The sequence below is a fragment of the Kitasatospora sp. NPDC086791 genome, assembly GCF_040685975.1.
Taxonomy (GTDB): Bacteria; Actinomycetota; Actinomycetes; order Streptomycetales; family Streptomycetaceae; genus Kitasatospora.
This window is the reverse complement of the sequence record NZ_JBFBOC010000007.1, coordinates 216,034-237,999: the sequence shown is the minus strand read 5'-3', so window position 1 is coordinate 237,999 and position 21,966 is coordinate 216,034. Positions and strand designations below refer to the sequence as shown.

The 21,966-nt window shown below is 73.9% G+C and carries 13 protein-coding genes; 8 read left to right on the top strand and 5 right to left on the bottom strand.

Annotated features, from left to right (window positions below):
- Nucleotides 1-48: 48 nt before the first annotated feature.
- From AB0Q99_RS13780 to AB0Q99_RS13770, 3 genes are read right to left on the bottom strand one after another with little or no spacing between them, the layout of a single operon-like run.
- Nucleotides 49-1,302: an ABC transporter permease gene (locus tag AB0Q99_RS13780; RefSeq protein ID WP_363571231.1), complete on the bottom strand. Its 1,254-nt coding sequence runs from the start codon at nucleotides 1,300-1,302 to the stop codon at nucleotides 49-51.
- A complete protein-coding gene (locus tag AB0Q99_RS13775) occupies nucleotides 1,299-2,009 on the bottom strand; it encodes an ABC transporter ATP-binding protein (protein ID WP_363571229.1) in 711 nt (236 codons plus the stop codon). The genes AB0Q99_RS13780 and AB0Q99_RS13775 overlap by 4 nt, the downstream gene beginning before the upstream one ends.
- Nucleotides 2,006-3,568: a peptidoglycan-binding protein gene (locus AB0Q99_RS13770; protein WP_363571227.1), complete on the bottom strand. Its 1,563-nt coding sequence runs from the start codon at nucleotides 3,566-3,568 to the stop codon at nucleotides 2,006-2,008. Before AB0Q99_RS13770 ends, AB0Q99_RS13775 begins: the two co-directional genes overlap by 4 nt.
- Before the next feature lie 178 nt (nucleotides 3,569-3,746).
- Here AB0Q99_RS13770 and AB0Q99_RS13765 point away from each other — a divergent pair, with 178 nt between their 5' ends.
- The 3 genes from AB0Q99_RS13765 (at nucleotide 3,747) to AB0Q99_RS13755 (ending at nucleotide 11,392) form a co-directional block, all read left to right on the top strand.
- Nucleotides 3,747-4,403, top strand: coding sequence for an HAD family hydrolase (locus AB0Q99_RS13765; protein WP_363571225.1), 657 nt, complete (start codon nucleotides 3,747-3,749; stop codon nucleotides 4,401-4,403).
- 130 nt (nucleotides 4,404-4,533) lie between these two features.
- Nucleotides 4,534-6,159 carry an L-glutamate gamma-semialdehyde dehydrogenase gene (gene pruA, locus AB0Q99_RS13760; protein ID WP_363571288.1) on the top strand — a complete coding sequence of 542 codons (1,626 nt, stop codon included), beginning with the start codon at nucleotides 4,534-4,536 and terminating at the stop codon, nucleotides 6,157-6,159.
- Nucleotides 6,160-6,445: 286 nt separating this feature from the next.
- The gene (locus tag AB0Q99_RS13755; RefSeq protein ID WP_363571223.1) at nucleotides 6,446-11,392 is read left to right on the top strand and encodes an NAD-glutamate dehydrogenase; all 4,947 of its coding nucleotides are present in this window, start codon (nucleotides 6,446-6,448) and stop codon (nucleotides 11,390-11,392) included.
- Between the two features lie 174 nt (nucleotides 11,393-11,566).
- Here the strand turns inward: AB0Q99_RS13755 and AB0Q99_RS13750 are convergent, their stop codons facing one another.
- Nucleotides 11,567-14,452 carry an FtsK/SpoIIIE domain-containing protein gene (locus AB0Q99_RS13750; RefSeq protein WP_363571221.1) on the bottom strand — a complete coding sequence of 962 codons (2,886 nt, stop codon included), beginning with the start codon at nucleotides 14,450-14,452 and terminating at the stop codon, nucleotides 11,567-11,569.
- 411 nt (nucleotides 14,453-14,863) lie between these two features.
- On the opposite strand from AB0Q99_RS13750, the gene AB0Q99_RS13745 reads away from it, so the two are divergent.
- The 3 genes from AB0Q99_RS13745 to prfB all read left to right on the top strand — a co-directional run bounded on the left by AB0Q99_RS13745 (nucleotide 14,864) and on the right by prfB (nucleotide 19,513).
- Nucleotides 14,864-16,807, top strand: coding sequence for a protein kinase (locus tag AB0Q99_RS13745; RefSeq protein ID WP_363571219.1), 1,944 nt, complete (start codon nucleotides 14,864-14,866; stop codon nucleotides 16,805-16,807).
- A gap of 283 nt (nucleotides 16,808-17,090) precedes the next feature.
- The gene (locus AB0Q99_RS13740) at nucleotides 17,091-18,344 is read left to right on the top strand and encodes a serine/threonine-protein kinase (protein WP_363571217.1); all 1,254 of its coding nucleotides are present in this window, start codon (nucleotides 17,091-17,093) and stop codon (nucleotides 18,342-18,344) included.
- A gap of 56 nt (nucleotides 18,345-18,400) precedes the next feature.
- On the top strand, nucleotides 18,401-19,513 hold the full coding sequence (prfB, locus tag AB0Q99_RS13735) for a peptide chain release factor 2 (protein WP_363571215.1): 1,113 nt from the start codon (nucleotides 18,401-18,403) through the stop codon (nucleotides 19,511-19,513).
- A 158-nt stretch (nucleotides 19,514-19,671) separates the two neighbouring features.
- Here prfB and AB0Q99_RS13730 read toward each other — a convergent pair whose 3' ends face one another.
- Entirely contained in the window at nucleotides 19,672-19,866 is a 195-nt protein-coding gene (locus AB0Q99_RS13730; RefSeq protein ID WP_363571213.1) for a hypothetical protein, read from the bottom strand.
- A 350-nt stretch (nucleotides 19,867-20,216) separates the two neighbouring features.
- Between AB0Q99_RS13730 and ftsE the strand changes: the two genes are divergently transcribed.
- Nucleotides 20,217-20,906 (top strand): cell division ATP-binding protein FtsE, encoded by a 690-nt coding sequence (gene ftsE / locus AB0Q99_RS13725; RefSeq protein WP_360239098.1) that lies wholly within the window; start codon nucleotides 20,217-20,219, stop codon nucleotides 20,904-20,906.
- Nucleotides 20,907-20,982: 76 nt separating this feature from the next.
- Nucleotides 20,983-21,894 (top strand): permease-like cell division protein FtsX, encoded by a 912-nt coding sequence (ftsX, locus tag AB0Q99_RS13720; protein WP_363571211.1) that lies wholly within the window; start codon nucleotides 20,983-20,985, stop codon nucleotides 21,892-21,894.
- Nucleotides 21,895-21,966 lie beyond the last annotated feature (72 nt).

Here is a 21,966-nt window from a genome sequence, read left to right as displayed (position 1 = left end):
GCCGCCGTCGCGGTGCGGACCCCAGACCCCGGACTCCAGGCGCAGACGCTAGGTGCTCCTGAGGGCTCTCAGCGGGTCGGTGCGGGCCGCGCGCAGGGCCGGGTAGAGGCCGGCCAGCAGGCCGACGGCGGTGCCGATCAGCGGGGCGGGCAGGGTGGTGGCCGGTGGCAGGACGGCCGTCCACTCGCGGGCGGCGGCCACGCCGATCACGGTCAGCACGCCGAGGCCGGTGCCGATCAGGCCGCCGAGGGTGCCGAGGGCCGTCGACTCGGTCAGGAACTGGGCGGCGATGTGGCCGGTGCGGGCGCCCAGGGAGCGGCGCAGGCCGATCTCCTGGGTCCGCTCCAGGACGGCGACCAGCGTGGTGTTGGCGATCCCGACCGCGCCGGCCAGCAGGCAGATCCCGGCCAGTGCCAGGAACAGCCCGGTCAGGTCGGAGGTCACCGTGTCCTGCAGGCTGTGCGGGTCCGGCGGCGGGACGACGGTGAACGCGTTCGGGGTGTCCGGCCGCAGCGCGAGCGGGAGTTGGGCCGCCACCACGGGCGCCGCGCCGATCCGGGTGGCGACCAGCCCCTGGGCGCCGTGCTCCGGCTGCGCGGGCGGGTTGCCGTACCGCTCCAGCGCCGTGGCGGCCGGGATGATCAGGCCGAGCAGGGCGCCCGGCCGGCGCTGGACGTCCGCGTAGATCCCGACGACGGTGTACGGGACGCGGTCGATGAAGACGGCCGGCTGGGCGTCCAGGCGGCTCACCCCGAGGCGCTTGGCGGCGGCCTCGCTGAGCAGCGCCACCGGCTGTGCGGTGTCCTGGACGAACTCGTCCAGGGTGACCCCGGCGGTCAGGGTCGGCTCCATCGCGGCGACCGCGCCCGGGGTGGCCGCGAGCAGGGAGAGCCCGGTGCCCTCGTCGGGGCCGTCCGGGCGGCTGGACAGCGTCGGGGCGCCGGGCACCGGCCACCAGACGCCGCCGGCCCGTACGCCGTCGATCGCGGCGATCCGGCGGTCGGCGTCGGCGGGGAAGTCGCTCGGCGGGTTGGTACCGGGGGCGACGCCGTCGGTGCGCGGCAGGTCGGTCACGGTGACGGTGGTGGCCTTGGTGAGGCTGAACCGCTCGCCGATCTGGCCGGTGGCGGTCGCGGTCAGGCCGAGGACGGCGACGAAGGCGCCGACGCCGAGCACGGTGCCGAGCATGGTGAGCACCGAGCGGCCGGGGCGCTGGAGGATGCCGGACAGCGCCTCGGAGAGCAGGTCGCGGGGGCCGAGCCGGGAGGGCGGCTCGGGGAGCGCGCTACGGGGGCGGATCACCGGGGAGCTCCGCCCGCCCGGACGGCTTCGATCTCGCCGAGCACGCCGTCGCGGATGGTCACCCGGCGTTCGGCGCGGGCGGCCACGGACGGGTCGTGGGTGATCACCACCAGGGTGAAGCCCTGCGCGTGCAGGACGTCGAACTGCGTCAGCACCGCCCCGGCGTTGGCCGAGTCCAGGTTGCCGGTCGGCTCGTCGCACAGCAGCAGGCTGGGCCGGTTCACCAGGGCGCGGGCGATCGCCACCCGCTGGCGCTCGCCGCCGGACATGGTGCCGGGCAGGGCGTCCGTGCGGTGGCCGAGGCCGACCAGGCGCAGTGCCGCCAGGGCGGCGGCGCGGCGGGTGCGGCGCGGGGTGCGGTTGTAGACCTGGGCGAGGAGGACGTTCTCCTCGGCGGTGTGGTGCGGGAGCAGGTGGAAGGACTGGAAGACGAAGCCGATCCGGTGCCCGCGCAGGGTGGCGCGGTCCTTGTCACGCAGGCCGGCGGTGTCGAGGCCGTCCAGTTCGTAGCGGCCGGTGGTGGGGGTGTCGAGCAGGCCGAGCAGGTGCAGCAGGGTGGACTTGCCGGAGCCGGACGGGCCGGTCACGGCCAGGTACTCGCCGCGGTGGACGGTCAGGTCGGTGGGGTGCAGGGCGACCACGGGCGGGCGGCCGGGGTGGGTGCGGCCGACGCCGTGCAGGGCGATGACGGGCGGTGCGGGGCTCACTTGCCGACCACCACCTGGTCGCCGACGCGCAGCGCGGCGCCGTCCGCCGGGGTGACGGCCACCAGGCCGTCCGCGGTGACGCCGGTGGTGACCGGGACGGTGGTGCGGTTCCCGGACGTGTCCACCCGGGTGACGGAGGTCCGGCCCGCCGCGTCGGTGGAGATCGCGGCGATCGGGACGGCGGTGACGGGGGCGCCCGCCTTGGCCTTGAGGACGGTGAGCCGGACGTTCTTGCCGTTCAGGGCAGCGGGCAGCGGGGTGTCCGGGGTGATCGAGACCGGGACGTAACTCTGGCCGCCGGGCTGGTTGTTGGGCGCTCCGGCGGCCGGGCCCGCTGCGCCGGGCTGGACTGCGCCGGGCTGGCCGGGACCGGAGCCCCCGCCGGCCGCCGCCGCGCCGCCGAGGGTGATCACCTTGCCGGCCGGGGGCGCGGTGGCCGGGGCGCCGAGCTCGGCGACGGTGCCGGGGAGGGTGGTGCCGGTGTCCTCGGCGAGGAGTTCGACGGCCATGCCCGGCTTCACGCCGGCCGCCTGGGCCGGGGTCAGCAGGCCGGTGACGGCCAGGCCGCCGCTGGTGAGCGACAGCAGGGTGCCGGAAACCGGCGAGCCGACCGCGCCGTTCACGGCGGTGACGCTCGCGGGCAGGGCCGGCAGGAACAGCACGTGGGCGGCCGGGACCATCGGGCCGTTGACGGCCCTGGCCTTGCCGAGGACGGTCCGGTCGGCGGCCAACTGCTTCCGGGCGTCGGCGAGTTGCCGGTCGAGGTCGCCGACGGGAGCGGGAGCGGGGGCGGCGGGCTGGGCCGGCTGGGGGCCCTGGGCGGGCGTGGTCGCGGGTTGCGCCGGCTGGGCGGGCCGGACGCCGGCGGCCTGCTTCTGCGCGAGGAGGCCGTCCACCGTCTGCTGGTCGGCGTCGACCGCCTTCTGCGCGGTGTCCACGGCCTGCTGGGTGGTGGCGCCGGTGGTCGGCGCCGGGTAGCCGAGCCCGCGGTAGAAGGCTGATACCGCGGCGGCGGTGCCGGGCCCGTACGAGCCCTGGTCGTCGCCGCCGCTCCCGTACCCCAACCCGGCCAGTGCGGACTGGAGTTCGGTCACGTCGGGGCCGGTGCTGCCCGGCTTGAGGTCGCGGTACGCGGGCACCGGCCCGGGCAGGGCGAACAGCGGCTGCCCGGACACCTCGGCGAGCAGCTTCCCGGCCGCGACGGTGTCGCCCGCCTTCACGCCCAGCCCGGAGACGAACAGCCCGGTCACCTCGGGTGAGGCGGCGACCGGGACCACGTTGTACTGCGCCGGCGGGTACACCACCGCGCGCGCGGCCAACGAGGGCGTCAGCACCTGGCTGACCACCGGCGCGGTGAGCAGGCTGTTCGGCGGCGGCGCGGTCCCCGCGGCCCGCTCGGCCGGGGATTTCACCAGCGTCGCCGCCCCCACCCCGCCCACCGCCACCAGCGCGGCGCCCAGCGTCACCCCCAGCAGCACCCGCCGCCGCCGCGCGGTGCGGGACCCGGTGGCCGGTGGCGGCGGTCCGCCGGTCCCGTCGATCGTGCCGGTCGTCGTCAACAGTGCCCCTCCCCGATGGTGCCCCCGGGGAGAGCATGCCCCATCGGATGTCGTTGGGGTGCAAGGGGGTTGGAGGAAATCGGCCGTCCTCCCGGTGGCCCTGCCGGATCGTGCGCCACCGCACTCCCGACACCGCACTCCTTGGTGCCGCTCGACACCGGCGTTACCGTTGGTCCCCGTGCGCACTCACATCGTTTGGGACTGGAACGGCACGCTCTTCCATGACATGGAGGCGGTGCTCGGGGCGAGCAACGCCGCTTTCGCGACCATCGGCGTCGGGCCGATGAGCCTGCAGGAGTACCGCGAGCAGTACGAGATCCCGATCCCGCGCTTCTACCAGCGGTTGCTCGGCCGGGAGCCCTCGACGGAGGAGTGGCAGACCCTGGACGACGCCTTCCACGACCGCTACCACGAGCTGAGCCTGGCCTGCGGGCTGACCGACGGCGCACGCGAGCTGATGGCCGACTGGCAGGCGGCCGGGCACAGCCAGTCGCTGCTGTCGCTGTACGTGCACGACAAGCTGGTGCCGCTGGTCGACACCTTCGGCCTGACCGGGCACTTCCTGCGGGTCGACGGTCGCAGCGGCCCGGCCGGCGGGCAGAAGGCGGAGCACCTGGTGCGGCACCTGGCCGCGCTCGGCGAGGAGGTGGACCCGGCCCGTACGGTGCTCATCGGCGACGCCGCGGACGACGCCCTGGCGGCGCTGAGCGCGGGCGCGCGGGCGGTGCTGTACACCGGCGGTTCGCACACCCGGGAGAAGCTGGAGCCGGTCGGCGTCCCGGTGGTGGACACCCTGGCCGAGGCGGTCGAGCTGGCGGGCCGGCTCACCCGCTGAGCCCGTCCGGGCGGGGCCGCAGTGGCGGGCACCACGTCCGCCGTCCGCGTGTCTGAGCGGGCGGATCGGGCCGTCGCTGGTCAGGCTGGAGCGACAGCCGAGCAGTCAGCAGGACGGAGCCGCCATGCCCATCGACGCAGTCACCGAGGTGCCGACCCCGGTCAACGAGCCGGTGTACGGGTACGCGCCCGGCAGCCCGGAGCGGGACCGGCTGGTCCGGCGGCTGGACGAGCTGGCCGCCGAACAGGTCGCGCTGCCGATGACCATCGGCGGCGAGCAGCGCTTCGGCGGCGGCGAGCGGATCGAGGTCGTCCAGCCGCACCACCACGCGGCCAAGCTCGGCGTGCTCGGCAACGCCACCCGGGAGGACGCCCGGGCGGCGGTGGACGCGGCGCTGGCCGCCGGGCGGCAGTGGCGCTCGCTCTCCTTCGACGACCGCGCGGCGGTCTTCCTGCGCGCCGCCGACCTGCTCGCCGGGCCGTGGCGGGAGACGCTCAACGCGGCCACCATGCTCGGCCAGTCCAAGACCGTGCAGCAGGCCGAGATCGACTCCGCCTGCGAGCTGATCGACTTCTGGCGGTTCAACGTCCACTTCGCCCGGCAGATCCTGGCCGACCAGCCGATCTCCTCGCCCGGCGTGTGGAACCGCACCGACCACCGCCCGCTGGAGGGCTTCGTCTACGCGGTCACCCCGTTCAACTTCACCGCGATCGCCGGCAACCTGCCGACCGCGCCCGCGCTGATGGGCAACACCGTGGTCTGGAAGCCCGCGCCGACCCAGACCCTCGCCGCCCACCACCTGATGCGGCTGCTGGAGGCGGCCGGCCTGCCGCCCGGGGTGATCAACCTGGTCACCGGCGACGGCCTGCAGGTCTCCCCGGTCGCGCTGGCCGACCCGGCGCTCGCCGGGCTGCACTTCACCGGCTCCACCGCCACCTTCCAGTCGCTGTGGCAGACGATCGGCGCCAACATCGGCGGCTACCGCACGTACCCGAGGATCGTCGGCGAGACCGGCGGCAAGGACTTCCTGCTGGCCCACCGCTCGGCCGACCCGGAGATCCTGCGGACCGCGCTGGTCCGCGGCGCCTTCGAGTACCAGGGCCAGAAGTGCTCCGCGCTCTCCCGCGCCTACCTGCCGCGCAGCCTCTGGCAGAAGATCAAGGAGGAGTTCCTGGCCGAGGTGGACGCGCTCGCGGTGGGCGACGTCACCGACCTGTCCAACTTCATGGGCGCCCTGATCGACCGGCGCGCCTTCGAGCGGAACCGGGCGGCCATCGACCGCGCCAAGGCCGACCCGACGATCGAGCTGGCGGCCGGCGGGCAGTACGACGACGCGATCGGCTGGTTCGTCCGGCCCACCGTCCTGGTCTCCTCCGACCACCGGGGCGAGATCTTCCGGACCGAGTACTTCGGCCCGATCCTGGCCGTCCACGTGTACGAGGACTCCCGCTGGGACGACGTGCTGCGCCGGGTGGACGGCGGTGCCCCGTACGGCCTGACCGGCTCGGTGATCGCGCAGGATCGTTACGCCATCGCACAGGCCGTCGAGGAGCTGCGCTTCGCCGCCGGGAACTTCTCCATCAACGACAAGCCGACCGGCGCCGTGGTCGGCCAGCAGCCCTTCGGCGGCGGCCGGGCCTCCGGCACCAACGACAAGGCCGGCGCCGCGCAGAACCTCCTGCGGTGGACCTCGGCCCGCTCGATCAAGGAGTCCTTCGTCCCGCCGACCCGGCACCGTTACCCGCACATGGGCTGAGAGTGAACACGAGCCTCCGGTTTGGACATGCTGTCCAGGACGGACCCGACATCCTGCAGGTTTGCGCCTCCCTGTCCCTGTGCACCTTCGATTGATCCGGTTAGGCTGGCTGGCGTCGTCGGGTGGCTTGCAGGACGAACGTGTCGTCCTACCCACTGGGAGGACGTTTCATGCGCGTCATGAGCCCCTTTCAGTCGGATGGTGCGGCAGGATTGCGGCTGACCCGTCGGTGTACATCCACACACCACCGAGTCACGCAACGGCGCGCGACAGGAGCCAAGAAGTCATGCAGACCAAGCTGGACGCAGCCAAGGCCGAACTGCTCAAGAAGGCAGCCGCAGCCGCTGAGAACAGCCAGGTGGGGGGAGCGGCGCCGGGGGAGGGTCTGAGCAACGGCGCTCTGACCGCGTACCTGCACCACTACTACCTCCACACCGCGCCCGAGGACCTGGTCGAATCCGACCCGGTCGACGTCTACGGCGCGGCCGCCTCCCACTACCGCCTGGGCCTCAAGCGCCCGCAGGGCACCGCCGAGGTGCGGGTGTACACCCCCTCGGTCGAGGAGAACGGCTGGTCCTGCGGCCACACGGTGGTCGAGGTGGTCACCGACGACATGCCGTTCCTGGTCGACTCCGTGACCAACGAGCTGTCCCGCCAGGACCGCGCGATCCACCTGGTGATCCACCCCCAGCTGGTCGTCCGCCGCGACATCACCGGCAAGCTGCTGGAGATCCTGGACGTCGACGCCTGCTCCCGCAGCCAGGCCGCCGGCACCGAGTGGCCGGCCGACGCGACCGTCGAGTCGTGGATGCACATCGAGGTCGACCGCGAGACCGACCGCGACGACCTGCGCACCATCGAAGGCAACCTGCGCCGCGTGCTCGGCGACGTCCGCGAGGTCGTCGAGGACTGGAGCAAGATGCGCGAGAGCGCACTGCGCCTGGCCGACGAGCTGGCCGAGGAGCCCCCGGCCGGCCTGCCCGAGCAGGAGGTCGGCGAGGCCTGGGAGCTGATGCGCTGGCTCGCCGACGACCACTTCACCTTCCTCGGCTACCGCGAGTACGACCTGGTCGAGCACGAGGGCGAGGAGGTCCTCAAGGCCGTCGCCGGGACCGGCCTCGGCATCCTGCGCTCCGACCCGCACAGCCACGACGACCGCCACCACTCGGTCAGCGAGGCCTTCGGCCGGCTCTCCGCGCCGGTGCGCGCCAAGGCCCACGAGAAGAAGCTGCTCGTCCTGACCAAGGCCAACAGCCGCGCCACCGTGCACCGCCCGGCCTACCTGGACTACGTCGGCGTGAAGAAGTTCAACGCCGCCGGCGAGCCGATCGGCGAGCGCCGCTTCCTCGGCCTGTTCTCCTCCGCCGCCTACACCGAGTCGGTCACCCGCATCCCGGTCGTGCGCCGCAAGGTCCAGGCGGTGCTGGAGGAGTCCGGCTTCTCCAGCGAGAGCCACGACGGCCGCGACCTGCTGCAGATCATGGAGACCTTCCCGCGGGACGAGATCTTCCAGACCCCGGCCTCCGAGCTGCTCTCCATCGCCACCAGCGTGCTCTACCTGCAGGAGCGCCGTAAGCTGCGCCTCTTCCTGCGCCAGGACGAGTACGGGCGCTACTTCTCCGCCTTCATCTACCTGCCGCGCGACCGCTACACCACGCGGATCCGGCTGCTGCTCACCGACATCCTCAAGGAAGAGCTGAACGGCGCCACCATCGACTACACGGTGTACGCCACCGAGTCGGTGCTGACCCGCCTGCACTTCGTGGTCCGGGTCGCCCCGGGCACCGAGCTGCCCCGGCTCACCGACTCCGACATCGAGCGGATCGAGAACCGCCTGGCCGAGGCCGCCCGGTTCTGGATGGACGGCTTCCACGACCAGCTGCACCTGGAGCTGGGCGAGGAGCGGGCCGCCGAGCTCGGCCACAAGTACGCCAACGCCTTCCCCGACGGCTACCGCGCCGACTTCCCGCCGCGCACCGCTGTCTCCGACATCAAGCAGATCGAGTCGCTGCACGGCGCGGGCGACTTCCGCCTCAACCTGTACCAGCCGGTCGGCGCCGGCGACGACGAGCGCCGCTTCAAGATCTACCGGGTCGGCGGCCCGATCTCGCTCACCGAGGTCCTGCCGGTGCTCCAGCGCCTGGGCGTCGAGGTGCTCGACGAGCACCCGTACGCGCTGCGCCGCTCCGACGGCACCACCGCGTGGGTCTACGACTTCGGCCTGAGGCTGCGCGAGGCCACCGACCTCAATGACGAGGCCCGCGAGCGCTTCCAGGAGACCTTCGCCGCCACCTGGACCGGCAAGGCCGAGAACGACGGCTTCAACGAGCTGGTGCTGACCGCCGGGCTGACCTGGCGCCAGGCGATGATGCTCCGCGCGTACGCCAAGTACCTGCGCCAGGCGGGCTCCACGTTCTCCCAGGACTACATGGAGGACGCGCTCCGCAACAACACCCACACCACCCGCCTGCTGGTCAACCTGTTCGAGGCCCGGCTGAGCCCGAGCCACCGGTCGGGTGCCCTGGAGCTGACCGAGGGCATCCTGGAGGAGCTGACCGGCGCGCTCGACGAGGTCGTCTCGCTGGACGAGGACCGCATCCTGCGCTCCTTCCTGAACCTCATCAAGGCCACCCTGCGGACCAACTTCTTCCAGCACGCCGCGGACGGCGAGTGGCACTCCTACGTGTCGATGAAGTTCGACCCGAAGGCCGTCCCGGACCTGCCGGCCCCGCGCCCGGCGTTCGAGATCTGGGTCTACTCGCCGCAGGTCGAGGGCGTGCACCTGCGCTTCGGCAAGGTCGCCCGCGGCGGTCTGCGCTGGTCCGACCGGCGCGAGGACTTCCGCACCGAGATCCTGGGCCTGGTCAAGGCGCAGATGGTCAAGAACACCGTCATCGTGCCGGTCGGCGCCAAGGGCGGCTTCGTCGCCAAGCAGCTGCCGGACCCGTCGGTGGACCGCGACGCCTGGCTGGCCGAGGGCATCTCCTCGTACAAGACCTTCATCTCGGCGCTGCTCGACATCACCGACAACCTGGTCGGCGGCGCGGTCGTCCACCCGGCCGACGTGGTCCGCCACGACGAGGACGACACCTACCTGGTCGTCGCCGCCGACAAGGGCACCGCGACCTTCTCCGACATCGCCAACGGCGTCGCGGAGTCGTACGGCTTCTGGCTGGGCGACGCGTTCGCCTCCGGCGGCTCGGCCGGCTACGACCACAAGGGCATGGGCATCACCGCCCGCGGTGCCTGGGAGTCGGTCAAGCGCAACTTCCGCGAGCTCGGCGTCGACACCCAGACCGAGGACTTCACCGTCATCGGCATCGGCGACATGTCCGGCGACGTCTTCGGCAACGGCATGCTGCTCAGCGAGCACATCCGCCTGGTCGCCGCCTTCGACCACCGCCACATCTTCCTCGACCCCACCCCGGACGCGGCCGCCTCGTACGCCGAGCGCCGCCGCCTCTTCGACCTGCCGCGCAGCTCCTGGGACGACTACGACAAGTCGCTGATCTCGGCCGGCGGCGGGGTGTTCCCCCGGTCGGCGAAGGCGATCCAGCTGACCCCGCAGGTCCGGGCCGCGCTCGGCGTCGAGGCGGCCAAGCTCACCCCGGCCGAGCTGATGAAGGCCATCCTGCAGGCGCCGGTCGACCTGTTCTGGAACGGCGGCATCGGCACCTACGTCAAGGCCTCCGCCGAGACCAACGCCGAGGTCGGCGACAAGGCCAACGACGCCATCCGGGTCAACGGCGAGCAGGTCCGGGCGCGGGTCATCGGCGAGGGCGGCAACCTCGGCTGCACCCAGCTCGGCCGCATCGAGTACGCGGCCACCGGCGGCCCGGAGGGCACCGGCGGCTGGATCAACACCGACGCGATCGACAACTCGGCGGGTGTGGACACCTCGGACCACGAGGTCAACATCAAGATCCTGCTCAACCAGGTCGTCGCCGAGGGCGACATGACGGTCAAGCAGCGCAACGTCCTGCTGGCCGAGATGACCGACGAGGTCGGCCGCCTGGTGCTGCGCAACAACTACGCGCAGAACGTGGTGCTGGCCAACGCCGTCGCCCAGGCGCACAGCATGGTCAACGTCCACGCGCGGATGATCAACCGTTTCGAGGCGGCCGGCCGCCTGGACCGGGGGCTGGAGTTCCTGCCCTCCGAGCGGCAGATCCGCGAGCGCCAGCAGAGCGGCCGCGGGCTCTCCCAGCCCGAGATGTCCGTGCTGCTCGCCTACACCAAGATCATCCTGGCCGACGAGCTGCTGGCCACCGACCTGCCCGACGACCCGTACTTCCGCGCCGCGCTGCACGAGTACTTCCCCAGCGCGCTGCGGGCCCGGTTCGCCGACGCGATCGACAGCCACGCGCTGCGCCGCGAGATCATCACCACGCTGATCGTCAACGACACGATCAACCGCGGTGGCTGCACCTTCGCCTTCCGCCTGAAGGAGGAGACCGGCGCGACCTACGAGGAGATCGCCCGGACGCACACCGCCGCGCGGGCCGTCTTCGGCCTGGAGGCGATCTGGGGCGAGATCGAGGGCCTGGACAACCGGGCCCCGGCCCGGGTGCAGACCAAGATGCGCCTGCACTCGCGCCGCCTGGTCGAGCGCGCCACCCGGTGGATGCTCAACAACCGCCGCCAGCCGCTCGACATCGCCGGCACCATCGAGTTCTTCCACGACCGGGTCAACCAGGTCTGGGGCTCGCTGCCCAAGCCGCTGCGCGGCGAGGACCTGACCTGGTTCGAGTCCGTCTACGGCGAGCTCGCCTCGGCCGGGGTGCCGGAGGAGCTGGCCACCCGGATCGCCGGCCTCTCCTCGGTCTTCCCGACCCTGGACATCACCGAGGTCGCGGACCGCTCCGGCAAGGACGTCGCCGACGTCGCCGAGCTCTACTACGACCTGGGCGACCGGCTGCAGATCTCGCACCTGCTCGACCGCATCATCGAGCTGCCCCGCACCGACCGCTGGTCGTCGATGGCCCGGGCCGCGATCCGCGAGGACCTCTTCGCGGCGCACGCGGCGCTGACCGCCGACATCCTGGCCTGCGGCCCCGAGGGAGCCACCCCGGAGGAGCGCTACACCGCCTGGGCGGAGCTCAACGCCACCCTGCTCAACCGCGCCAAGAGCACCCTCGACGACATAAGGGGTTCGGACAACTACGAGCTGTCCAGCCTCTCGGTCGCGATGCGCGTCATCCGCACCCTGCTGCGCACCGGTTCGATGCGCTGACGGTCGGCTGACCGGCAGGTGACGGACAGTCGCACGGAAGGGGCCCGCGTCCACGGACGCGGGCCCCTTCCGTGCGTCGGGCGGAAACCGATTGTGGATCGGGGACGCGAACCCCCCGGTTCGTCGGGGCCCTCCTCGTGCCCGGGCCGGGACCCGGCGGCGCGGGCCGGCCGGTCAGCGCTGGGCGGCGGCGCGCTGCAGGGCGCTGGCGAGGAGGGCGAGGTCGGTGGGGCCGTTGCCGAGTTCGCGGACCGGGCGCCGGGCGGGCGGGGCACCGAGCTGGAGCGGGTCGATCGCGACCACCGTCGGCCGCAGGGTGGCGGTGCGCGGGATGCGGCCGCTGATCCGGGCGGTCTGGAAGGCGGTGACGCCGCCGTCCGGCAGCCGCAGGTAGCCGCGGCCGGGGGTGTCCTCGGGGAGGGCGGCCGCGTCGCCGAGGTGGATCAGCAGGTCGGAGTCGGCCGGGTCGTCGGTGCGCAGCGCGATCCGCAGCAGGGCGGCCTCGTCCACCTCGCTGCCCGCGCTGTCCTCCGGGCGGCCGGTGGCGACCGCGAGGTGGACGCCGAGCGGGCCGCCGCGGCGGGCGACGTCGGCGAGCGCGCGGGCGAGCGGGCGGCCGGCCGGGGAGACGGGGGAGAGCAGGGCGTCGTAGTCGTCCACGACGACGACCAGCCGGGCGGGGACGGGCGTCGCGGGGACGGATGACGCGGTGACGGGCATCGCGGGGACGGGCGGAGCGGGGGCGGCGCCGGGCCGCGGGCCCTCCGCGCCGCGCGGCGCGACGATCCGGGGCGCCGAGGCGGCGGCGGCCCCGACGGTGGCGGGCACGGGCACCTGCGGATGGTCCGCGGCCGCGGGCCGCTCCTCCGGGCCGTGCCGGTCGTCCAGGATGCGCGCGGCGTGCCAGGAGGCGAAGTCCAGCCCGTCGAACAGCCGCTCCCGCAGGTCGAGTTCGTCCTCCAGCGCCTCGGCCGCGAGCAGCGCGGCGCGGGGGTCGGTGCCGGCGTTCACCAGACCGGTGACGTGCGGCAGCTCGGTGCAGCCGTCCAGGCCGTCCTCGGTGGCCCGGCCCTCGATGAGCGTGACGGTCAGCCGCTCGGGCCGCTCGGAGACGGCGAGCGAGGCGACCAGGGTGCGCAGCAGCTCGGTCTTGCCGGAGCCGCGGGCGCCGCCGATCAGCAGGTGCGGACCGCCCGGGTCGGGGGAGGGGAGCGCGAGTTCCGGGTCGGCCAGGTCGAGCGTGCAGAGCTCGTCCCGGGTGGTGCCGAGCAGCGCGGTGGCGGCACCGATGCCGCCCGCGTGCGCGGCCCAGCGGGCGGACAGCTTGGCCGGGGTGACGGTGTCCAGCTGCAGCAGGTCGAGCAGGCGCAGCGCGTCGGGCAGCGGGCCGCGGGCGGCCGGGGTGGCCTCGCGCAGTGGGGCGAGGACGCGGGCCAGCCGTTCGGCCCAGGCGTCGGAGACGGCGTCCAGCGAGACCTCGTGCAGGGTCTCGCGGCCGCGGGCGACCGGGCGGTCGAGGGAGAGCTGGGTGCCCACCTCGCCGGTGATCAGGGCGGTGGCGCCGAGGCCCCGGGGGAGCAGCTCGGGCTGTTCGGCGAGGCAGACCGGGAAGATGCCGACCGCCGGGCCCTGGCGCAGCAGCAGGGCGAGCGCCTGTCGGGCGGTCTCGCCGGCCGGGCGGCCGTCCACCACGACCACGGTGGCCGGGTGGCCGCCGAGGCCGCTCGGGCCGCTGAGCCGGGCGGTGAGCTCGGTCAGCCGGGCGGTGGCCTGCTCGTCGTCGAGGCCGATCAGCAGCCGGCAGTCCTGGCCGTCGGCCGGGCGCAGGTGGGGCAGCCACAGGGCCCAGGCCCAGGTGTCGGCGCGCTCCTCGGGGGTGCGGGCCGGGTCGGCGTCGACCACGACCAGGCTCAGGCCGGTCGGCGGGTGCAGGGCGGCGAGCTGGGCGACGACGGCGCGGGTGAGCGCGTCCAGGCGCTCGCGCGGCCCGCAGAGGCCGAGGCTGCCGGCGGTCTGCAGGTCGAGGGTGACCGGGACGGCGGGCAGCGTGGTGCCGGGCGTGGTGCCGGGGCCGCCGGGGCGGTCGGCGGTGCCCAGCCGCAGGGTGAGGGCGTCGGGGTGGCCGGGCCCGCGCTCCCACAGCCGGGGGCCGGGGCCGAGGGCGTTCAGCAGCAGGCCGGCGAGGTCGGGCCAGCGTTCGCGCTGGGCGGCGGTCTGGCGCAGCCGGACGGCGGCGTGGTGGCGTTCGGCGCTCTCCTGGCCGGGCGGCTCGGCGGTGCGGCCGGGCAGCAGGGAGAACAGGCCGCGGCTCCGGCCGGGGGCGGGTTCGGGGGCGGCGGGCGGCTCGACCACCGGCGGCGCGGGCCGGACCGGGCCGGGCGCGGCGAGCTGGAGGTGGCCGTGGCCGTCGGGCAGGGCGGCCCGGACGGTCCCGGTGGCGTCGGCCGGGTCGGGGGCGGTCACCTGCAGCGTCGACTCGCCGATCCGCAGCAGGGCGCCGGGCTCCAGCGGGACGGCGGCCTCGGGCGGGCAGGGCGGGACGAGCCGGCCGTCCAGGGTGGTGCCGTTGGTGGAGCCGAGGTCGCGGACGGAGACCCGGCCGTCCTCGGTGAGGTGCAGCGCGAGGTGCAGCCGGGAGACGTCCGGGTCGTCGAGCGGGACGTCGGCCTCGCCGGAACGGCCGATCCGGATCTCCCGGCCGTGCAGCCGGTGCACGCCGCCGGCGTCCGGCCCGCCGACCACGCGCAGTTCGGCGACGGCGGGGGTGTCCTCGGGGTCGTCGGCGGTGGGGTCGGGCTCGTTGAGGCTGAGGACGGCTCCGTCGAGCAGCGGGGGGTGGCCGAGCAGGGTGTGCTCGTCCACCCGGTGCGCCCCGGCGTACAGGTGCACGTGGGTGGCGGCCCGCGGTCCGCGCACGCCGACGGCGCCGGCGAGGGCACCCGCGATGGCGCCGAGCGCGGTCCCGACGGGCGCGGTGACCAGCACGTCCACGTGGGGGATGGCGGAGCCGGCGGCGGCCGGGCCGCTGCGCGGTCGGAGGACGGTCAGCCGGATCTGCATCTCGCCCGCGGGTCCCTTCTGCTGGTGTGAAGCCTGGTACCCCGGCGCCGTCGCGGACGCACCGGGCGGACGCGGCGACCCCATTGGGCCACACGAGTGGCGAGTGTCCATCCTGCCATCCGTCACGGACGGTCCGCGCACCGTACCGGATTTGACGATCTTGCGATCATGGTCATGGTGAAGGCGACGGTGGGTCAGGTCAACCGCCCCCTTCCGTGGCCCCTGATCAGGCCCGCCGACCCGCTCCGGGTATCCCCCGCGGGAAGTCCCCCAACCCCTCCCGCACGGCCCGCCGGTCACCCCGAAAACCCGGACGGACACCGTTAGAGTGGCCGCAGACACGGGCCCGGCAGGCTCACCGCACCGGCGGAGGAGCGCCCCGCGCGGGCGGCACGGCGAGGAGTGCGACAGGTGCGGCCAGTCGGCAGCAAATATCTGCTGGATGAGACCCTCGGACGGGGTGCGACCGGCACCGTCTGGCGCGGTGTGGTGCGCGAGGACGTCCAGGTGCCGGGCAGCGAGCCCGGACAGCGGGTGGCGATCAAGGTGCTGCGCGAGGAACTGGCCGCCGACCCGGACGTCGTGATGCGCTTCCTGCGCGAGCGCTCGCTGCTGCTGCGGCTGTCCCACCCCAACATCGTCCGGGTCCGCGACCTGGTCGTCGAGGGAGAGCTGCTGGCCCTGGTGATGGACCTGGTGGAGGGCCCCGACCTGGCCCGCTACCTGCGCGCCAACGGCCCGTTCAGCCCGATCGCGGGCGCCCTGCTGATGGCCCAGGTCGCGGACGCGCTGGCGGCCAGCCACGCCGACGGGATCGTCCACCGCGACCTCAAGCCGGCCAACGTACTGCTCGCCTCCACCGTGGTCGACGGCATCGAGCGGATGCACCCGCTGCTCACCGACTTCGGCATCGCCCGGCTCGCCGACTCCCCGGGCGTCACCCGCACCCACGAGTTCGTCGGCACCCCCGCGTACGTCGCGCCGGAGTCCGCCGAGGGCCGCCCGCAGACCTCCGCGGTGGACGTGTACGGCGCCGGGATCATGCTGTACGAGCTGGTCACCGGCCGCCAGCCGTTCCAGGGCGACAGTGCGATCGCCGTCCTCCAGGCCCACCTGGCGCAGGAGCCGCGCCGGCCCAGCACCATGCCCGAGCCGCTCTGGACGGTGATCGAGCGCTGCCTGCGCAAGGACCCGGCCCAGCGGCCGAGCGCCACCTCGCTGGCCCGCGCGCTGCGGGTGGTCGCGGCCGGGGTCGGCGTGCACGCCTCCCCGGCGGCGGTGGACGAGGCGCTGGCGGTCGCCGCCCTGCTGCAGCCGGACCCGCAGCCCGCCGCCGTCCCCGGTACCGTCCCGGCCGCGCCGGCGGGTGCGGAGGCCCGTACCCAGCTGCTGCCGCCGACCGCCCCCGGCGCCGCCGAGTACGACCCGGCCGCGGCGACCCGGGTGATGGGCACCCAGCCGCCGCCCGCGCCCCCGTACGGCAGCGCGGACCGGACCCAGGTGCTGCCGCCCACCGCCGTGCCGCCGTCCCCGCCCACCGCGCCCCCCGGGCCCCCCGGGCCTCCGGGAGGGCAGCAGGAGGCGCCGCACCCGTGGCAGACCCAGCTGCGCGCGGCGCGGGACCGCAACCAGCAGACCCAGGTCGGCTACTTCGGCCCGGAGGACTACGAGGAGTACGGCGAGCCGCAGGTCGCGCCGCCGCCCTACCAGGCCGGACAAGGGGGGCAGGCCGGCCAGGGCGCGCCGGGCGGACGGCCGGGCTACCAGCCGCAGCCGCCGGCCGGCTACCGGCAGGCCCCGCCGCCGCCCGGCTACGCGCAGCGCCCGCCGGTGGCCCCGCCGCCGTACCAGGCCGGGCAGGGTGGCCAGGGCGGGTACGGCGGGCAGCCCGGCCAGGGCGGGCAGGCCCCCCAGCGCGGCGGCCGTGCGCCCCAGGGCGGCCGCCGGCAGCCGACCGGCGGCCCCCGGCAGGCCGCCGCCGGGTACGGCCGGTCGCAGGGCGGCTACCCGCCGCCGCCCCCGCCCTCCCCGGCACCGCGCCGGGCCGAGCCGCCGGCCCCGCAGTACCGGGAGGCCCCGCCGCGCCGCGAGGAGCCGCCGCGCGAGCCGGCCCGCCGGGAGCCCGCGCCGTCGCGCCGGGAGCCCGCGCCGGCCCGCGAGCCGCGCCCGCGCAGCCGCAACCGGATGTACATCCCGGGGCTCGGCTGCCTCAAGGGCTGCCTGATGGTGCTGCTGGTGCTGACCGTGGCCGGGCTGGCGCTGTGGAACTTCACGCCGCTGCCGCACTACTGGGACGACGTGGTGGGCTGGTTCGACTCGGCGCGGGACTGGGTGAACAACGTCTTCGGCAAGTAGCGCCGCCGCTGAGCTGCCGGAACCGGCCCGGACCGGATCGCGGGTCGCCCCGGACCGGTCCGCTCCGGATCCCGGACCGGTCGGTCCGGGCCCTGCGCCGGTGCACCGCGGCAGGATTGACGCTTTGTCGACAATTTTCGAGATTTCTCGCCCGAGACTCCCGCTGCGCGCCCCTCAGGCGACCCCGCGGGGCCGCCGGGCGCGTAGGTTGGTCGCTGTTGTCCCGCCCCACCGAGCGCGCCGGAACCCCCCGGAGCGCTCCCGCGCCGCCCACGGAGCAGCATTGGCACGCAAGATCGGCAGCCGGTACACCGTCCACCAGGTCATCGGCCGGGGTTCGGCCGGGACGGTCTGGCTCGGTGAGGGGCCCGACGGCCCGGTCGCGGTCAAGCTGCTGCGCGAGGACCTCGCCTCCGATCAGGTGCTGGTCGGCCGCTTCGTCCAGGAGCGCACCGCGCTGACCAGCCTCGACCACCCCCGGGTGGTCGGCGTGCGCGACATGGTCGTGGACGGCAGCGACCTCGCCCTGGTGATGGAGCTGGTCCAGGGCACCGACCTGCGCTCCCGGTTGGAGCGGGACGGCGCGCTGCCCCCGCAGACCGCCGCCTCGATCATCGCCGACGTCGCCGACGGCCTGGCCGCCGCGCACGCGGCCGGGATCGTCCACCGCGACGTCAAGCCGGAGAACGTCCTGCTCGACCTCGCCGCCGCCCCCGGCCCGGGCGGCGCCCCGCGCGCCAAGCTCACCGACTTCGGCGTGGCCCGCCTGGTCGACGCCCCGCGCCGCACCCGGGCCACCCGGATCATCGGCACCCCCGACTACCTCGCCCCCGAGATCATCGAGGGCCTGGAGCCGCGCGCGGCCGTCGACATCTACGCCCTCGCCACCGTCCTGTACGAGTTGCTGGCCGGCTTCACCCCGTTCGGCGGCGGCCACACCGGCGCGGTGCTGCGCCGGCACGTCACCGAGCAGGTGCCGCCGATCCCCGGCCTGCCGGACGGGCTGTGGCGGATCATCTCCGAGTGCCTGGCCAAGGCCCCCGCCTCCCGGCTGCGCGCCGCCGAGCTGGCCGCCCGGCTGCGCGAGCAGCTGCCGTCGCTGGCGGGTCTGCCGGTGCTCGTGGTGCCCACCCAGGGCCGCGCCCCGGCCGAGGAGCAGCTGACCCCCGGCGAGGCCGTCTACGCCGAGGTCGACGCCGGCCCGGGCGTCCACCGGCGCCGCCGCGGCCCGGCCGTCCCGCTGGTGCCCGGCGCGGCGCCGGACTCCACCCGGGACACCCACACCAGCCTGCGCCGGCCGTCCGCCGACGAGCTGGCCGCGTACGCCGCCGAGTCCCGCGCCCAGCGCACCGCGCCGGGCCACCGCCGGGACCGCCAGGCGCTGCTGCGCCGCCGCCGGATGCTGGCCGTCCTGCTGGCCACCGTGCTGCTGCTGGCGGGCGCCGCCGCGGCCTGGACGGCCTTCGCGGCCACCGCGCCGGACGGCGGCCACCCGGCCCGCCCGGCCGTGCACGGCACCGCTCCGCGGGCTCCGTAGGCCGGTGGGAACGGGGGTGTCGTCATTACCACCCCCGGAACCATTACCCTGGGGGCGTGGCAGCCGTCGATCCTTCCGAAGAGCTCAAGAACCTCGATACGACCATGGGGTCGATCGAGGCCGTCCTCGACCTGGACAAGATCCGGGCCGACATCGCGGTCCTGGAGGAGGAGGCAGCCGCCCCCACCCTGTGGGACGACGTCGCGAACGCGCAGAAGGTGACCAGTCGGCTCTCCTTCCTCCAGGGCGAACTGCGCCGCGTCGAGGGCCTGCGCGGCCGCATCGACGACCTGGGCGTGCTGTTCGAGCTGGCCGAGGCCGAGAACGACGCGGACACCCGCACCGAGGCCGAGGCCGAGCTCGTCGCCCTGCAGAAGGCGGTCGAGGAGCTGGAGGTCCGCACCCTCCTGTCCGGCGAGTACGACGCCCGCGAGGCGCTGATCAACATCCGTGCCGAGGCCGGTGGCGTGGACGCCGCCGACTTCGCCGAGCAGCTGATGCGCATGTACCTGCGCTGGGCCGAGCGGCACGGGTACCCCACCGAGGTGTACGACACCTCGTACGCCGAAGAGGCCGGCATCAAGTCCGCGACCTTCACCGTGAAGGCGCCGTACGCCTACGGCACCCTCTCGGTCGAGCAGGGCACCCACCGCCTGGTCCGCATCTCGCCGTTCGACAACCAGGGCCGTCGGCAGACCTCCTTCGCCGGCGTCGAGGTCCTCCCGGTCGTCGAGCAGTCCGACCACGTCGACATCGACGAGGGCGAGCTGCGCGTGGACGTCTACCGCGCCTCCGGCCCCGGCGGCCAGGGCGTCAACACCACCGACTCGGCGGTGCGCATCACGCACCTCCCGACCGGCATCGTGGTCTCCTGCCAGAACGAGCGCTCGCAGATCCAGAACAAGGCGTCCGCGATGAACGTCCTCCAGGCCAAGCTGCTGGAGCGGCGCCGCCAGGAGGAGAAGGCGGCGATGGACGCGCTGAAGGACAGCGGCAGCTCCTGGGGCAACCAGATGCGCTCCTACGTCCTGCACCCGTACCAGATGGTCAAGGACGTCCGCACCGCGTACGAGGCCGGCAACCCGCAGGCCGTGCTGGACGGCGACATCGACGGCTTCATCGAGGCCGGCATCCGCTGGCGCAAGCAGCGCGAGACCAGCGCCGAGTAGGGCACGAGGACAGCGCGAAGGGCCCCGACCGCTGCGGTCGGGGCCCTTCGTCGTGGACCGGTGCCGGCATCGTGCCGGGTGGGTGGCGGATCCGGTGCCGGTCCCGTGCTGGTTCCGTGCCGGATCAGTGGTGGATCAGGGGATGCGGACCGGGGCCGTCAGGCCAGTGCCTGCCGGGCGATCAGCGCCACCGCGAGCAGTCCGGCCAGCACGGCCAGCAGCATCGCGGGGGAGAGCGCGGCGAACGGCCCCTGCTGCTCCTGCAGCCGGGCCCGGTTGGCGCGGCACACCGGGCAACGCCCGTCGCTGACGCGGCCGTTGCAGTTGGCGCACACCAGATGGTCGCAGGTCATGCGATCTCCTCCTCGCTGCTACAGCCAACGCGCCGGACGGGGCTTTGGTTCCCGTTCCCGCCCTGTACGGGGGAGCGGCCGGACGCGGCCGCCACCTCCCACTCTGCCAGGTTCCGGCGGTTCCGGCTCCCGGGCTGTGAGATGCCTCGCAATATTCCGGGCATAAGGGGATATTCTCTCCCAGGTTCCGAGCATCGTCGAGGGCTGTTCCTGCGGGCCGGTTGCCGATTCGCGTATGGTCCCAGACCAGGAGCGGCCCTCCGCGCTCCTTTCGCCCGCCCCAGGACCGGGCCTCCGGGGCGGATCGACCGAGGACTGGCGCCGCCTAGGATGGCCTCCGTGATGCAGCCGTGATCAGATTCGACAACGTCTCCAAGACCTATCCCAAGCAGAACCGTCCCGCCCTGGACAACGTCTCGCTGGAGATCGAGAAGGGCGAGTTCGTCTTCCTGGTCGGCTCGTCCGGCTCGGGCAAGTCCACCTTCCTGCGGCTGTGCCTGCGCGAGGAGCGCCCGAGCACGGGCTCGGTGCACGTGCTGGGCAAGGACCTCGGCAAGCTGTCCAACTGGAAGGTGCCGCACATGCGCCGCCAGCTGGGCACCGTCTTCCAGGACTTCCGCCTGCTCCCCAACAAGACGGTCGCGCAGAACGTCGCCTTCGCCCTGGAGGTGATCGGCAAGCCCAAGAGCGCCATCAACAAGGTGGTGCCCGAGGTGCTGGAGCTGGTCGGCCTCGGCGGCAAGGAGGACCGCATGCCGGGCGAGCTGTCCGGTGGTGAGCAGCAGCGCGTGGCGATCGCCCGCGCCTTCGTGAACCGTCCGATGCTGCTGATCGCGGACGAGCCCACCGGCAACCTCGACCCGCAGAACTCGGTCGGCATCATGAAGCTGCTGGACCGCATCAACCGCACCGGCACCACGGTGCTGATGGCCACCCACGACCAGGCGATCGTCGACCAGATGCGCAAGCGCGTCATCGAGCTCGACAAGGGGTTGCTCGTCCGCGACCAGGCCCGCGGCGTCTACGGGTACCAGCACTGACCCCCCAGCGCTGACCCGTAGGGCCGCCGGCCCGTACCGCCAGACCAGAGCAGTACCGACCCTGGAGTTGTCCCGCATGCGTGCCCAGTTCGTCCTGTCGGAGATCGGTGTGGGTCTCCGCCGCAACCTGACGATGACCATCGCGGTCGTCGTCAGCGTCGCGCTCTCCCTCGCCCTCGCCGGTTCCTCGCTCCTGGTCCGCGACCAGGTGAACAGCATGAAGGGGTACTGGTACGACAAGGTCGAGGTGAGCATCTACTTCTGCACCAAGGCGGACGCCCGCGACTCGCCCCAGTGCGACAAGGGCGCGGCCACCGACCAGCAGGTCCAGGACATCAAGGCCCAGCTGGACAAGATGACCTCGGTGGTCCAGTCCTCCACGTACGAGAGCTCCGCCGACGCGTACAAGCACTGGAAGGAGATGAACCCGGACAACCCGCTCATCCCCGTCCTCGGTCCGGACGCCCTGCCGCAGTCCTGGCGGGTCAAGCTCAACGACCCGACCAAGTACGACGTGATCCAGAGCGCCTTCGCCGGCAAGCCCGGCGTGAAGTCGGTCGAGGACCAGCGGAAGATCCTGCAGAACCTGTTCGGCCTGCTGAACGGCCTGCAGACGGCGGCCTTCGTGATCATGGTGCTGATGCTCTTCGTCGCGCTGCTGCTGATCGTCAACACCGTCCGGGTGTCGGCGTACAGCAGGCGGCGCGAGACCGGCATCATGCGCCTGGTCGGTGCCTCGAACTTCTACGTCCAGATGCCCTTCATCGCCGAGGCCGCGTTCGCCGCGCTGCTCGGCGCGGTGATGGCCTCCGGACTGCTGATCGGCGGGCACTTCTTCGTCCAGGGCTGGCTGGCCGACCGGGTGCAGTTCATCCACTTCATCGGCCTCGGATCGGTGCTGGCGGTGATACCGCTGCTGGTCGTGGTGGGTATGGGCATGGCCGGCGTCGCGGCGTTCTTCACGCTGCGCAAGTACCTGAAGGTCTGATCCCCGGACGCTCCGGACACCCCGGCGGCCCCGGACGGCACTGCGCCGTCCGGGGCCGCCGCCGTTTCGCGC